Below are 16,087 nucleotides of genomic sequence, written 5' to 3' on the forward strand. Positions count from 1 at the left end.
TTTTACCTTGAGACTGTCAAAACTACCCTCTTGTATGATGTTAAAGGTTTTTCACCATTATCCCAGGCTTCGAGTATAAAATGTAGGGTTTGGCCATTAACAGCATCCGTAGGCACTGTAAACTGACTCGTTACTTCAATCTCACTTTTTATCAACTTATCAATCTCCGGTGAGCCTGGAGCAGGAATGTCAAATGGATAAGTACGCTCCACTTCAGTGTTCGGTTCTTCAACAGAAAGCAGTTCTACCTTTCTAGGGTATGTACCTGCTTCTTCGTATTGCCACCAGCGACCTGTGAGATGATTTCCATCCGGGTCCTTAACGATTGCCTTTAAAGTGATTGTTTGGCCAGGTTTGACAGTCATGCTATCCAAACCAACAACCTCGACTACAGGATGGTGATTGGCGTCCTTATATTCTGGTGTAACGGTCCACTGCAACCTTGCTGCAAAGTCTCGTTGAGCAGCTCCGAACCAACGTGAGGAAGAGTAGTCTTTTGAAGAAACGCCATTAGGGTCAATGTCTTTGCCATTTCGGCCTCCCCAACCACCATAACTTGCATCCACATGAGCATCGAGGCCATTGTCCAAGAGGTTCATGTACATAGATGTGTCACCTTCAGAAATCCAAGAACCTGGTTCTTCAACTCCTCCATACCATGGTGTATAGCCGAGCTCCTTGAGTTGTTCTACAGTAACCCGACTGAAGCCGAAGAAATCAGCGATATCATTCTTATGAAGTTGTTTTCCGTCTCCCCATACGATATAGTGCTCTCCAAAAGGGCCGACCTTAGATATATTCTCTCGAGTCCATGCGGCAGAAAGATAATGACGGTCTTCAGGTTGGACTACTTTACGTGCAAAGTATCCCCATATATTTGTTGCCACTTCACGGAATTCGATATTTGGCCAATTTAGACCTATATAAGATGCGTAGATACCATCTTGATCACCGAATGACTGAATGATTATTTTCTTAGAAATTTTTTCATAAACATTCTTCCACTGACTACTATTCTTGTATTCTTCTTCAATCGATAACAGTGCCCTCCCAATCGTTGACTGACCTGCCCCTGTCAATAAATAAAGTGTGCCCGGCTTATCATCCAGTATCAATTTCTTGATGTGATTCGAACCGGGGCTATCTTTTGAAATGTCTCCTGGGAACTCCACGCTACCTTCATAGATTCGGGAACGTAATTCATCTGGATGAGGGTAGCCTTCTGCATGAACCGAAAGATTCCGATATACTGTTGCATAAATGTCGACAGCATCCTCAAAAAAACGCGAACCTTCATCCCATCGCCAGTTAGCAATCGGTCCAATTCCATAATTGGAGTGTTCAGACTCTCCATAGAACAGCGTCCCCTTGCCATCACCTTTCCAATGAAAACGACTACTTGAATAAATCAGCCCTTCTGTGTCAAACTGATTACTATAGAGTAAATATCTAATTATAGTATTAATATCATCAAGTTCTGGGTCGTGCATAACTACAGTACGAAGTTTATTATCCCTAGCCAAATTTCAACTCTCCTTAAAATTAGTATATTTCCTCTGTTTGTATATCTGATACCAGTTTTTTTCACCCTTTGCTACTTGTGCATATGCTTCTAACATTTTCATCTCCCAACAATTCATATTCCAGTTTGTCGATTTGTAATAATAAACGATAAAGTGCACCATATAAATTGGAATCGCTATGAAATTTACTGTTTATGATTTCGGGACGAGTTAATGTTTGCTTAACCAATGGCATCTCATCAAGCATTTGGTTGTATTGATGGTTAATCGTGTCAACAACTAAAGATTGCGCACTAATACCGCCACCAATGACAAAACGTTCTAAATCGACTACTGATTGAATATTTAATATTAAAATCGCAATATTGCGGCAAAAACGGTTGAATATTTTCATTGCAGCTGGATTTCCAGCTTTGATTTCCTTAAAAACGGCTGCTCCATTATCAATATCTTCAAATTTAAGTTCTTTAGCAATTGTTTCTATCATCCGTACCGCGGAAGTGTTGAAACCAGCTAAACCTTGTATGTCTGGTTGGGTTTTATCATTGATCATAAAACTTAATTCACCAGCTTGAAAATGGGTCCCTTGTATCAACTCCCCATTAATAATGACGCCTCCTCCAATTCCCGTTCCTAATACAATTGCAGCACCATTGGAAACATCCTTCAAGTTACCCTGCCACAATTCAGCTAAAGCTGCAGATTTCCCATCATTTTCAATACTAATTGGGATATGGTAATATTCTCCTAGTTCTCTCGCTAACTGAACACCATCTAAGAATGGTAATGAACCGCCAAAATGAATGGTTTGACTATACTGATCTATTTTTCCTGGACAACTAAAAGCAATACCTTTGATACTGTCTTTATATTTTTCAATGATGCTTTGTATTTCAGCCATAAACTGTGCTAATCCCTGCTTTGGGGTAGGTATCCTATGCTTTTCAATTAATGTGCCGGCACTGTTTAGTAAACCATATTTGAGATTACTTCCCCCTATATCAAAAGTTAAATAATGTTTTTGAGTCATCACCCTAACCCTCCATGCTTGAATCTATTTTTTATCCTGTTCTTCTTCGCTAATCTAAGTTATATAGTTACTTTTCCTTGAATTAAATCCTTATCTGAACTACTGCTCCCGATATAAATTTCATACTCCATATGTTCCAATTCCCATGAATTTGAATCAGAATTAAACCATTTAACTTTTTCAATTGGGCAAGAAATTTCAACTGCTTTTGTTTCACCAGGTGCTAGGTTCATTCGTTCAAACCCCCGTAATACTTTAACTGGCCTATCAATCTTAGAGTTTTTGAACCCAACATACATTTGAACAACTTCATCACCTTCTCGACTTCCAGTATTGGTGACATCACATTTAGCCAAGATTTTTTCATCAACAACCGCAAATGAAGCATTTAAAATATCAAATGTAGTATAGGATAAACCAAATCCATATGGCAGCGAAGGTTCGATTCCCTCCTTTTCTAACTTGGTATATCCATGATAATATTCATACGTTATTTCTTCAGCTTCCCAATCTATTTGTGGAAGATCCTTTTCATCTTCAGGTATTACAAAAGGTAACTTTCCTCCAGGATTAATTTTTCCAAATAACGTCTCTGCAATGGCTGTTCCACCTTCCATTCCTAGATAATATGCCATAAGTATCGCGGAAACATCACTTTTCCATTCTTCTAACATAATCATGTTGCCGCCAATCAGGACGGCTACCGAATTTTTATTTACTGGTCCAACCGTTTTAATTAATTCTATTTCGTCTTTATGCAGACCAAGTGATTCCTTTCTATCACCACCCGCTGCATCATAAACACCTCCTATAGCTGTAACTCCTTTTTTACCATTTCTGTATGAAATAAATTCACCTTCATCGTCATAATCAAAACCTACTACAAAAACTACTGCATCAGCAGATTTTGCTACTGCAATTGCCTGTTCCAGATCTGTACCATCATCAAAAACAACTTCTGAATTAGGTACAATTCGTTTGATACCTTCTAAAGGTGAAATCACATATTCTGGATAAACTCTACTGGATCCATGATCTCCAATGTTTTCCTTATTACCCAATTTTCCAATTACGGCCACACGACTTACATTTGTCACTGAAAAAGGTAATACGTTCTCTTTATTTTTTATTAATGTAATTGATTTTTCTGCTACTTCTAGCGCTAATGAAATATGTTCTTTACAGCCTATTAATTCTTCACCGTACTCTTTGTCATCTGCTTCACTAAATGCAAGCAATGTACGGACAATACGGATAGCAGCATTATTAATCCTATCTTCACTTACTTGTCCATTCTTCACTGCATCGATAAGTTTATCACCAAAATATTGTGTGATATGCATCTCTATATCCATTCCGCCATTAGCAGCTTCCACTGTATCCCTAATACCATAAAGAAAGTCACTGATAACAAAACCATCAAAATCCCATTCATCTTTTAAAACTTGATTTAAAAGATAATCATTATGTCCGCAATATGTACCTTGATATTTATTATAAGCACTCATAAAACTTGCTGCTCCAGCATCGATAGCATCTTTAAAATGTGATAAATATACTTCTCTTTCCGCCCTTTTATCTGCTATAACATTTACTTTAAATCGTGCATTTTCCATACTATTTAACGCATAGTGTTTGACACAAGCGATTACGTTTTCACTTTGAACTCCTTTTACTAGTGCAGATCCCATTGAACCCAGATGGAATGAGTCTTCACCATATACCTCTTGGCTTCTGCCCCATCCCGGATTACGGGGAAGATTTATACAAACACCGCCAAATAAATTTCCTCCGAATGCTCTAATCTCTTTACCTATAGCTTTCCCTATTCGTTCTTCGAGTTTTTTATCAAAGGTTGCACCTCGTGCCATAGATACCGGAAAACAAGTACTACGGCCAGTTCCTGCCACAACTCCTCGCGGCCCATCAATAAATTTCATTTCAGGTACTTTAAAACGTTCATTTCCCCCTGCTTCATATGGAGTTAAATTATAATGGATCCCCTGTTCTCTGGCCTTAAGAATATCTTCCATAAAGATATTGCCACTCATTAAATAAACTTTTTCTTCTAGCGTCATTTGATCCACAATTTCTTTTGCTTTGTTTGCATATGATAAACGATATTTCTTATCCACTTTCAATGATTTTTCCTCCCTCAACTTTTGGTTTTTATGTTATTTATACAGTTTCGTTCAATAGCTTGCTTTTATATAGATGTGGGTTTTTTATATTTTTCGGTTCTGTCATCCTTTATCCTGCCAGTCCAATTAAGTCCAAATGCAAAATCATAAACATGACCTTCAGAGTCTATATGACATTCCAAGTCGTGTGCCACATCTTCCAATTGCTCTTCGACTGTTTTCATATTTGCAGGCATTTGCATCGGAAGAAGACCAGAAGGCTCCACTTCGCCTGATATAATCTCAAAAACAGCTTGATCCTGTACTCCAAAATTTGCAATAATTGCATCCACATTTTTTTCAAATTCTTCCACAATCGTTGGATTTGTTAACAGAAGTGAAACGAAAACCGGTTTTCCTTTCATTGCTTCAACTGTCTCCAGTACTGTATTCAAATCCGTAGTGTTACTTGGAGTAACCGTTTTTCCTTGGTAGGACCGGTTTAATACATCATCGTTACGAGTATCTCCCGCAAGACTTTTTTCACGGGCGTAAATCGCTTTATAAGGTTTGTATTGGAGGCTGATTGGCACATATCCATTTCCGCCTGCCTTGACATCATCATGGCTATAACCTGTTCCCGATTTAGGAGTGCTAATAAAGACCAATCCAAAATCGGCTTCATCCGGGTCATCGGTTACCTTAAAATATTTTCTGGCTACATCCATATTAACCGGATATTCGAGTTTATCAGGTGTTGGATTGCCAAACCAATCCATTCCGGCTGGTGTATATTGCTTAGGGATATACACAATGCTTTCCTTCTTTAACGGCAGGACATTATTCTTGTTTTTCAACATGACAATCGATTTAAGCTGCACTTCATATCCTTCCTGCATATACTTCGGCTTTCCAACCTCTTGAACACATTCTTCGACTTTTAAATATGGATTTTCAAAAAGTCCAAGACGAAAGATATTTAATAATAAGCGCACTGCCGAATCTTCAAAGCGCTTACGCATGAATTCTTCCCCATACTCAGCCACACCTATCTGATACGCTTCGAGAATAGGTCCGGCTTCATTATTTCCCCCAAATTGATCGACCCCGGCCATGATTAATTTATAATGTCTTTCAGCAACCGACAGATGTTCAACACCCCAAGGCTTCCCGCCGACAAATGTATCAATATCCTCCGGTTCATCGGCAGTAATGATCCAATCTGTGCAAACAACGCCATCATAGCCATATCTTTTTCGGATTAAATCATTGATTAAATAAGAATTGTAAGAATTTCCGACATTTTCTCCATTTACCGGATCCTGACCTACTGAAATGGTGTAATACGGCATAAGCGCAGAAGCCTTTTTTGTTTTACCCGGCAAGTTAAAGGCTCCTTTTGTAAACGGAAGTAAATGTTCTTCAAAATTCCCTCCTGGATAAACGGCATACTTTCCATAACCATAGTGGGCATCCCTCCCACCTTCACCAGAGCCGCCTCCCGGCCAATGTTTTACCATCGCATTAACACTGTCATAGCCCCAGCCTTCAGCAATTTCTTTTTCACCTTCTGATTTCTGAAAACCTTCCACATAAGCCCTGGCCATGTCAGTAGAAAGTTGTGAATCTTCTCCAAATGTTCCATTAAAACGAAACCAGCGAGGGTCTGTTGCAATATCAATTTGCGGTGATAATGCAGTTGTTATGCCTAATGCTCGGTATTCTTTAGATGCAATTTCACCGAATCTTGCTGCAATATCCGGATTAAATGTAGCAGCAAGACCCAGCGGCTCCGGCCACATGGAAATTTTACCGCCCGCTCCTGCATTAAATTCGGTACTGGAATCTGAACCATGGCGCGGATCCGAGCTGTTGTTGGCCGGGATACCAAGTCCGATTCCTTCAGCAAAAGCCTGAATCTTGTTATTCCAGCGTACAGCCGTTTCTGGACTTTCCAAAATGGTTACGAGAATATGTCTTAGATTATCTTCAGAAAGAAACTTGATTTGTTGATCAGTTAAATCCCAAGGTTTTGCACCACTTTCTTCGTAGGTCTTGCCGCCATAGGAACCATCAAACCAACCTCTGCTGCCAGCAGGAACAGATTGATGCCTGCTGTATAACATGAGTCCTGCAATTTGCTCTATTGTCATTTTTGAAGCCAGATCCTTTGCCCTTTCTTCAGGAGATAACCTCCAGTCTTCGTACTTATCGATTATTCCATCCTTGTTTAAATCCTTAAAAAAAAGGCCATCTTTTTCGATGATCTTAACCCCGGATATTGTCGAATAACCTAAGGTAGGACCTCCGTTATTTTCCACATATTTGATATAACCCTCTGAATCGATTTTTAATTTAACATCATTCATTTAAAATCCCCCAATTCTATTATTTTTTGAGGATTCGGAAAATTACCCGGATAAAAATGTTGGCATTTCCCTACGCACTCTTACTGATTATGCTAACGCTTTCACAGTAAGCAATCTACTGTTTTTACGACCTTCTATTTTCAATATTCAGACAAGTATTATTTAAAATAAATCCCTTCTATTGCAGTTCGTATGGTTTTTCCATATCGTCAACACAGTAGGGATAATTGCAACTAGATCTAATGTTCTCACAATGTTTTTTCCATAAATATAGAGGAACCATGTACAACAAGAAAATTTACGAATACTTTATTTTTTCTAAGCAAATTTAGGCTTAAATTCACTCTTAACAGTTTGATGCCCATTATATTCTTCCAAAACTTGAAATTGTTCAAGTTCAAATTGCTCCATTATGGGCAGATCACTACATGAAAATAAATACGTATCTTCATCAGCAACATGCTCATGCCATGCCCAGTTTGACACCACAAAATAGTCACCGGCAGACCAGTCAAAGCGTACTCCGTTTATTACGCTATAACCTGTACCCTTAAATACGTTATAAATAGTGGCATGTGTATGCCTGTGGGCTTTTGAATGGAATCCTTTGGGCAGCCTTTGCATCCAGGAGGCAATATTTTTATTGGCCGTTTCTCCTGTGGATGGATTGATATACTCAATAGCATACCCATCATATGGATCTGGTTCAAAACGACTTAATCCCTTAATTGCCTCCTCGGTTTTCTTCCATTTATAAGCACCAAGCGGCGCAGACATTGGATAGCGGTCACCAATCGGGCGAACCATTCCCCCTTCATAGCGCTGCGCGGACAAGTTATCAGGTACCTTTGGAACCTGGATTTTTTCCGGATATGGCTCAAAGAACGTTCCACCTATTGAATAAATGGTAGGGATATCAAGGGCATCCATCCAAATCATCGGTTTATCACCAAGATGAGTATGGCCATGCCATAGATTTTTTGGGGTGATAAGGTAATCACCCTCCTCCATAAAAATCCGTTCACCTTGAACTATTGTATAAGCGCCCTCTCCATGTGTAATAAAACGAAGTGCATTTTGTGAATGCCGATGGGACGGTGCTGTCTCTCCTGGGAGAATTAATTGAATAGCTGCATAAAGGGTTTGGGTTGTTGATGCCCATCCCCACGGCTGGCGATTTGTCAATCCAGGATTTTGAAAGTAAATGGCTCTTCTTTCCCCGCCGCGATCAGGGGTAAAGATAGTGGCAGCTTCCATTAACTTTTTATAGATAACATCCCATTTCCAAAGATATGCTTGCGCCTGGGGCTCCGGCTGCTTATGCATTAAGGCCGGGATGGCTTCCCACAATGGTCCAAGATGAAATTCCTCTAGGTCCCTATTAAAATCTTTAACAATTTGACTGTTCATGAATTCAATTTTCTCTGCCATTCGGATTCCCCTTTAGCTTAATTTTGAAAGATTTCTTTTTATCTGCCCATAGTGTTTACTGGCATGTTCAACAATTAGATGATCAACGATAAATGATATTGGTTTTGTACCAAAATTTGGATTTCGGCTTGTTGATTCAATTGCCAAGATACCTGGGTCCAACGTACTGAACTCCATTTCTACTTGAGTCTTTAAAGCGATTAGCTCCTTTAATACTTCATCAATGGTTCTATTATCTGTTTTTTCGATCGCTGCAAGGCGTGCTTCTTGAAGGTGATTTCTGCCCCACAATTCCTCTGGATACTTCTTTATTTGGGAAATATCTTTCATCCAATAAGGAATTGCTTCTAAAACATGACAAATAATTTGTATAATCGACCATTCATCGTCACTTGGCTTCCGTCGGATGGTATCCTCGGAAATCCCAGAAACTGTCTCAACCATTTTATCGATGGTATGTTGTACAAGTTGAATGGATTGCTTGATTGTTTTGGTCTCCATAACCAGATCACTCCTGCTCTATCACTTTTTTCACTTTATTTTCTAAAGACCCAATTTTATCAATCGAAATTTTGACAATGTCGCCGTCTTTTAAGAATACTTGCGGATTCATAGCAAATCCGACTCCTCCTGGTGTTCCTGTTAAAATCACATCTCCTGGCTCTAGTGTCACCAAATTTGATAAGAATCCCACCAAATATTGAACTGAGAATACTAGATTGGCAGTATTAGTATGTTGTCTTTCCTCGCCATTGACGGTTAGTACTACTTCTAAACCAGATGGATCGGTTAGTTCATCTGAAGTAATCAGCCATGGACCCATTGGGGCACTACCCTCTACCGTTTTTCCCTGTAACCACTGAATCGTGCGGCGTTGAATGTCACGATAGGTTACATCATTAACGATGGTATAGCCTGCTACATAATCTAGTGCTACTTCCTGTGATACATTTCTCGCTTTTTTCCCAATAACAAAGGCAAATTCAGCTTCATAATCGAGTTGTTCTGAAATTGGAAAAAAGGGAATATCGTCCTCCGGTCCTATGACTGTGTCAGAAAACTTCGCAAATAAAACAGGGAACTTTGGAATTTCACGTCCCATTTCCAAAATATGTTCACGATAATTATGGCCCACGCAAATCATTTTTCCTGGATTAGGAACGGGAGCTTCCAATTTTACATCATAAACTGAAAATACAAGTTTGCGACCTTTATTTTCTCTATTTTCTAGGGCAAATTGGATGGCGTTTTTTGCAAGTTCAACGCTTTCTTTGCCTCCTTGCAAGAAGCCATTCATATCTGCAGGAACAAATGCTTCAGCAATTTGGCGAGCCCGAAGTTTCCCCTCAGATTCTACTAAAACCTGATATGCCAAGTTCAAGTCAATAACCTCGTTATCTATAATTGCGCCAACACGTGAAGCCCCTTCTCTGTTAAAAGTTATCAGTTTCATTTTTTAAGCTCCTTTTTCATCTTCATTAAATTTTTCTTCCTGTGCCAATATAATGGGCAGTGGTTTCATAAATTTAAACTCGGAACAAACATCGTTTATTCGATAAGGATTATAGAGGTAAGATAAGTAAACAAACCTGTATCTTCATATTAAGACACAATATTTGTACCCACTATTCGGATTACGACTACCTATTTTCATTAATCCGACTTTTTAATATAAAAGATAAAAAATGGACACACTTGTGAACCCAATAAATAAGAGAGCTAGAATTTCCATTCTAGCTCTCTTGTATCTTTCAATATTGTTAATAACTTATCAAAGAAGTGTGCATTTTTCGATATTCCATCGGATTCAATTCAGTGGACTTTTTAAATATCGTTGAAAAATAAGAAAAATTTGAATAACCCGCAGATAATGCCACTTCACTTACAGGTAAATTTGTATCTATTAATAGTCTTTTAGCATATTCAATGCGTTGCTGCTGTAAATAATCCGATATGGAAAACCCTGTTTGTTTTTTAAACATTCTTGTTAAATAGTCTGGATTTAGATAAACATGATTGGCAATATCTTCTCGTGTTAAACGCTGTTCACCAAGATGATCTTGAATATACTTTTTCACAAGATTGACAACAGAGCCTTTTTCTTGAGGAAGATGAAGCTGGTCCATGGCGACATCCATAATATAAATGACCCATTCTTGAAGAGAATTCAACGATTTTAACACTTTTGCAGGCTTTTCAGTCAACAGGTTTTGTGAAAAGACCTGATTGGCCTGTATCCCTTTCACTTGGATTACATAAAAAACAAGCTGTAAGAAATCCTGATAAAATAAATGAAGGGATTGTGCAGTTATATCTTCATCGGATTTTTTCCAATCCTTAAAATATTGATTGATTGCACCCAATAATTTTTCCTTTAGACCGATTTTCATTAAACTCGACCAGTCAGCGGGAAGTGAAGGGATATAGCATGAATGCTTTTTTTCATTATTATACACAATGATCTCATTAATTTTGATTACATTGTTACGATCCAGATCCTGCAATTGGTGAACCATGCTTACTACTTTTTCAATAGGCACCTGATTGCCTATATAACAGCAAAGCTCGCATGAAAAATAGAGTGCAAATTGAGAAATAAAATGATTAAAATTATTTTTCAGATCCTCAATGTATGCTGCTCTTACCAGAGGCAGGATGAACAAAATGTCACCCGTTCCCATATTAACGACATGGGCATCCACGTTTTTTTTTACCAGTTCTTCATACACCGCTGATTGAAGAGCATTCTCCCTTACTTTTTCTTCATGGACTGACAGAACCTTTTTCCATCGTTGAACATGAAATAAAATGGGCAGGAAGGTTGTGTTCTCCGTAAATGATAGATGATGGTGCTTCTTATGATCAGTAATCTTGTCTGTAGTAGACGGAACAACTTGATGAATGAGATCTAACCAGAATCGTTCCTTCATGACCGACTGGTGTGATTTTTTCAATTGTTGGTAAGACTCCTCCACCAGTTTTGTATCCTGATCCTTTTTAATTTTTTCCAAGGCGCTATGAATAACTTCTTCCAGTTCTTGATAATCGACAGGTTTTAGTAAATAGTTGAAACTCTTCAACTGCAATGCTTGCTTTGCATATCCGAAATCTGAATGACATGTTAAAAAAACGGCTTCCGTACTTGGGTAGTGTTCCCTGACCCATTTCAATAGATCAATTCCTGATCCTTTAGGCATTTCAATATCACAAAGCAAAAGATCGATCCTGTTATTTAAAAATACCTCCTGGGCCTGTCTCATACTATGTGCTGTATAAACAGTAGAGATCTGATGCTTTCCCCAATCAACCCCAGCCTGAACTCCCCTAATGGAATGGATTTCATCATCAACGATAAGTACACGAAATTGATTCATCATCATTTCCCTTTCCATTGTTTGAATTTTTATATCGGTAACCTTATACGGACAGTCGCACCTTTTCCATGTTCGTTTGAAAAGTGTATGCTGGTAATCCCATCATATAACAAATTCAACCTTCGCTTAACATTCCAAAGTCCAATTCGTTCCCCTTTTTGGGTTGTGAGTGGATCATCAATTTCTAAACTACGTAAAACTTCTTCAGGGAAACCTTCACCCGTATCCTGGATTATAATTTCCATAAAACTGGAGTCTTCACAGTCTTTCTTTACGGTTATATGAATATTAATCGGCTCATCCATATGAAACGCGTGTTTAATCGAATTTTCGGCAATAGTTTGAATTACCAAAGGGGGTATATTACATTTTATCAATTCGGAAGGCGATTCTATATTAAAATTAATAGAATCAGGAAATCTAAGTTGTTGAATCTTTAAATAATTCTCCGTATGCTTTAATTCATCTTCCAAACTAACAAAATACGAATTACTACTGAACATAAACCGAAAGTAATTGGCCAAGCATTTGGACATTTCTTGGATGATGGTAAATTCTTTAACGGTTGCAAGATTATAAATAATGTTCAATGAGTTTAGGAAAAAGTGAGGGTTGATTTGTAATTGTAAATGCTTTAGTTCCGCCCTTTGTAAATTCAACTTTTCTTCGTAAACATTTATTTTTAGATCTCTTATCTCCGAAATCATATGGTTAAAGGTCCCATTCATGACTTCAAACTCCGTGGAATTACGTTTCATTGGAACACGTATTTCCATATTACCCTGACGAAGTTTTTTCATGGCTGAAACAATTTGATTTATTGGTTGAAGAAAGACCTTTCTCATGATAAAGATAAATAGAAATAGAAACAAAACAGCCCCGATTGAAATTATAGATGATATTCTTTGTAAAAAAGGAAGTTTATCTAATATTTCACTTTCTGGTATTAGGGCTAAAAAATAAAAATCACCAACAGTAGATCTTTCTTTCATTGCAACAAACCGTTCTTTTTCCCCAACGATTGCAAACTTATTCCCCTTAACGGTTAAGTCTATTTTTTCATCTTCAATGAAATCTTTATTGGTGATCGGATGCAATTCAGAAGTTGCTAGCATGGCTCTACCTGTTTCTCCAAAATCAATATACTTAAAGGGCTTAATCAAGTTGTTCATATTTACCCAAGCCCCTACGTATACTCCATCTATATTTAAGTAGTATAGTAAATAATAATTTTTCTTTCCCTTCCATAAGTTCCATTTTCCCTCGATAAGATTTTCCGATTTATTCTCGAGCAAAGCGTGAATTTCCTCTGTTGCATTCATGCGTTCTGAAAAATTAACATCATTTTTCTTAGTATTAAAGAAATCCTTATAGGAAGATGAATAAAGAAATATAGAATCAATTGCTGTATAAAAGTAAGATTGATTATTGATAGAATTAAACAATCGAATCTTAGCCTCTTCGTAGTCGTTAAGGTCGAAGTTTTCATGATATTGAAGGAAATATAAATCAGTATTTGCAGAAAGTTGAAATATATAATTGCCAACCCCCTCCAAACTCTTATCAATTTGATCCATATAAATATTCAGCATATTCTTGTTGGATTGAGCCACTTGGTTTCGAATAACTTCATTCGCATAATAATTATTTATAATATGAACAATGATTAATGGCCCAATTATGAGGAATATAGCCAAAAAGAGCTTAAACATTAATGAATTGAAAATTTGTTTCATCATTCCCATTCGTGTCCCTCCTGATGCCATAGCTCAATTAATATAATATTTCCATTATACAATATTGTTTTTAAAAAATTGTGAAAACTATGATTAACGAAAACACCTTCTTTAAATAATACAGAAAATTGAAAGCCTTTTCCTACTGTAAAAACGACTTTTTTTATCAATTTTCCGACTTTTGTTAGCTGACTGGGCATCTGGAGGGTAAAAAGAAAAACACCGCTATACAATCAATAAGCGATGTTTTTAGAAAGAATATATTTTTATAGGAAACTATTTAATAAATCTACTTTACATTTAAGAACTTGAAAGCAGAACTGTGTTTTGTTTTTCCTGCAGCGCCAACCATTGTAAAAGAGTAATATCTTTGCCGTTTACTGTTACGGGTGAACCATCGTAATCTAGTACGCATTCGTCTTTGAGCATGTAAATCCAGGTACCATGACCGAAGAATTCAAAGGGGTTACCTTTAATATCCTTGAAAATGCCTGAGGTATCTACAACCTTATCAAAATATGAAAAATGAACATTAGGAGCGCCGGCTTTGAGGAGACGTTCATATGTTGGAATAACCGTGATCTCAGGTTTAACTATTTCATCATTTTTTGCATGTGTGAACCAGATAGGAGTATTCTTAATATCTTCAATATTTTGATTCGTAATCAAGTTGTCATAAAGGGCTTCACAAACAGGAAATGCTGCTGCGAAGAAGCCTGGGTAATCGATTATCATGCGCATAGTCATGAAGCCCCCGTTAGAACACCCTCCGATGTAGATGCGATTTGTATCTATGTCTGAATGGCATTCGACAAACTCATCAATAAGCGCTTTCAATCCATTCACGTACTTTGATTGGCCGCTCTTAGTATATAATCCGTCGCCACCGTCCATCCACATGGTAGGTACTTGTGGAGCAAGTACGTAAGCGCCGCTGAATATACTCTGTACTTTATCACTTGATAGGTTTACAACATTATTTCCGGTATAAGCAATATCAGTTTCATATCCGCCTTCCCCAGCACCATGCAGCCAAATGATCAAAGGACGTTTTCCACTGCTCAACTTTGGTGAATAATAGCCGAAACGCAATGGCATCTCAGCATAAGATGATTGGCTATTAACCCATCCTTTAACTTGCTCCATGCAGCCGCCGCTAAAATGATCATAGACTAGCCCTGTAATAGAATCACTATCGGTTTGTATTTCTTTCACCTGTGTTATGCGAAAATCGCAGAAAACATATACATTATGCCCCTGTTCTTCCAGAAAAGCAATTTCTGAGTTTAAACGATAGATCGCCTCACATTCGAGTTCCAGTGTGGCATGACTGCCAATTTCGATTTTGTTCCCTTCACCATCTGAAGTATACGCTTTTGTAATATGACAATATCCTTTTGACGGACGAGTCTCATTCGAATTCCAATCTTTTTTAAGTTGAAGCACTTCTCCGTTTTTTTTGCTTCGTCTCTCGACATAAACGCTGTAAGTATCTTCCGATAGCACCTCTGATTTAACAAATTTGGGGAGAGGAAAAATGATTTTCGTTATGTACGGGCCATAGTCAGTGACTTCCTTTACGGTAAAATAAGAATAATTCATTTTGATATCTCCTTTTATAGTAATATTTAAAATTTTAGGTCTCATTTACATACTTGTTTACAAAAATTTAGATTGTTTACGTATCAGACGTTTCAAGTGACGTTGTGTAACTAACAAATCGGTTGCTCAATTCTATCAATTTACTAACAGGACTTGCCCAAATATACCCTATCTTTGTATGTTCAGTGAAAATCATTGGGAAAACTCCTTTATTGGTAAATATTTTTATTTATTCATTTGCCAAATCCTTCAGCTACTCCATCCGACTCCATCAGATGACTCTTATTTATTTTTGTAAACACATAATTACTTATCGTCATTTGCAAAAAAGCTATTAGACTACCACTAAAAAAAGGGATCAAACCAGGGAACTTATAATAGAGAAAGCAAAGAAAGCCAGATAAAATGCCCATGGTAAATGTTGCAATGGGATTAATACACATTAAGATAAATGCATTTTTGATTACCTCTTTTATGCTTAAATCAAAATGAGCAAATACCGGGAAAATATATAAAAGAGTAAGCAGAAAGATCAAAATGACCATTACATTTGGAATATAAAGAAGTTTTAATAAAGGTATCGTCGTCGCTTCAATAATCGTTATATTAAAATACATGAACAACCCGAAAATAAAAGTCAAAATTCCTAACAGACTACTCTTGATAAATTCAGATTTAAATGTTATCCAATATGTTTTGAATATAGGGACATCTGTTTGTTTCAATACCCACATACGGACTACTGCGAACATAGCGGTGGTTGCAGAAAAAAAACCAAAAACAACAAGGCCAAGAAAGGTAAAAAGAAACCAAAGAATATTTACATAAGCAAACCTCATGATCCATTCACAAATACTATAGAATCCTCTCATAAAACTTCCCATCTGTTATCCCCCTTCTTT

At 37.4% G+C, this 16,087-nt stretch carries 11 protein-coding genes; all 11 read right to left on the reverse strand.

Annotation, left to right across the window (positions count from 1 at the left end; translation table 11 throughout):
• Window positions 1–2: 2 nt before the first annotated feature.
• Window positions 3–1,523 (reverse strand): DUF1593 domain-containing protein, encoded by a 1,521-nt coding sequence (locus F4694_RS05505; RefSeq protein ID WP_179595883.1) that lies wholly within the window; start codon window positions 1,521–1,523, stop codon window positions 3–5.
• A 61-nt stretch (window positions 1,524–1,584) separates the two neighbouring features.
• A complete protein-coding gene (locus F4694_RS05510; protein WP_179595884.1) occupies window positions 1,585–2,553 on the reverse strand; it encodes an ROK family protein in 969 nt (322 codons plus the stop codon).
• A gap of 59 nt (window positions 2,554–2,612) precedes the next feature.
• Window positions 2,613–4,688 (reverse strand): beta-glucosidase family protein, encoded by a 2,076-nt coding sequence (locus F4694_RS05515; protein ID WP_308806300.1) that lies wholly within the window; start codon window positions 4,686–4,688, stop codon window positions 2,613–2,615.
• 71 nt (window positions 4,689–4,759) lie between these two features.
• The gene (locus F4694_RS05520; protein WP_179595886.1) at window positions 4,760–7,042 is read right to left on the reverse strand and encodes a glycoside hydrolase family 3 protein; all 2,283 of its coding nucleotides are present in this window, start codon (window positions 7,040–7,042) and stop codon (window positions 4,760–4,762) included.
• 318 nt (window positions 7,043–7,360) lie between these two features.
• Window positions 7,361–8,473 (reverse strand): cupin domain-containing protein, encoded by a 1,113-nt coding sequence (locus tag F4694_RS05525; RefSeq protein ID WP_179595887.1) that lies wholly within the window; start codon window positions 8,471–8,473, stop codon window positions 7,361–7,363.
• Window positions 8,474–8,485: 12 nt separating this feature from the next.
• Complete coding sequence (locus tag F4694_RS05530; RefSeq protein ID WP_179595888.1) at window positions 8,486–8,974, reverse strand: DinB family protein; 489 nt, start codon at window positions 8,972–8,974, stop codon at window positions 8,486–8,488.
• Window positions 8,975–8,981: 7 nt separating this feature from the next.
• Window positions 8,982–9,926, reverse strand: a complete 945-nt coding sequence (locus F4694_RS05535) for a fumarylacetoacetate hydrolase family protein (RefSeq protein ID WP_179595889.1) — start codon at window positions 9,924–9,926, stop codon at window positions 8,982–8,984.
• Window positions 9,927–10,233: 307 nt separating this feature from the next.
• Window positions 10,234–11,847 carry a response regulator transcription factor gene (locus F4694_RS05540; protein WP_179595890.1) on the reverse strand — a complete coding sequence of 538 codons (1,614 nt, stop codon included), beginning with the start codon at window positions 11,845–11,847 and terminating at the stop codon, window positions 10,234–10,236.
• Window positions 11,848–11,876: 29 nt separating this feature from the next.
• Entirely contained in the window at window positions 11,877–13,592 is a 1,716-nt protein-coding gene (locus F4694_RS05545; protein ID WP_179595891.1) for a sensor histidine kinase, read from the reverse strand.
• A gap of 291 nt (window positions 13,593–13,883) precedes the next feature.
• On the reverse strand, window positions 13,884–15,185 hold the full coding sequence (locus tag F4694_RS05550) for a prolyl oligopeptidase family serine peptidase (protein WP_179595892.1): 1,302 nt from the start codon (window positions 15,183–15,185) through the stop codon (window positions 13,884–13,886).
• 233 nt (window positions 15,186–15,418) lie between these two features.
• Complete coding sequence (locus F4694_RS05555) at window positions 15,419–16,069, reverse strand: YesL family protein (RefSeq protein WP_179595893.1); 651 nt, start codon at window positions 16,067–16,069, stop codon at window positions 15,419–15,421.
• Between the last annotated feature and the right edge of the window lie 18 nt (window positions 16,070–16,087).

It is taken from the genome of Neobacillus driksii, assembly GCF_013409995.1.
Taxonomy (GTDB): Bacteria; Bacillota; Bacilli; order Bacillales; family Cytobacillaceae; genus Neobacillus; species Neobacillus driksii.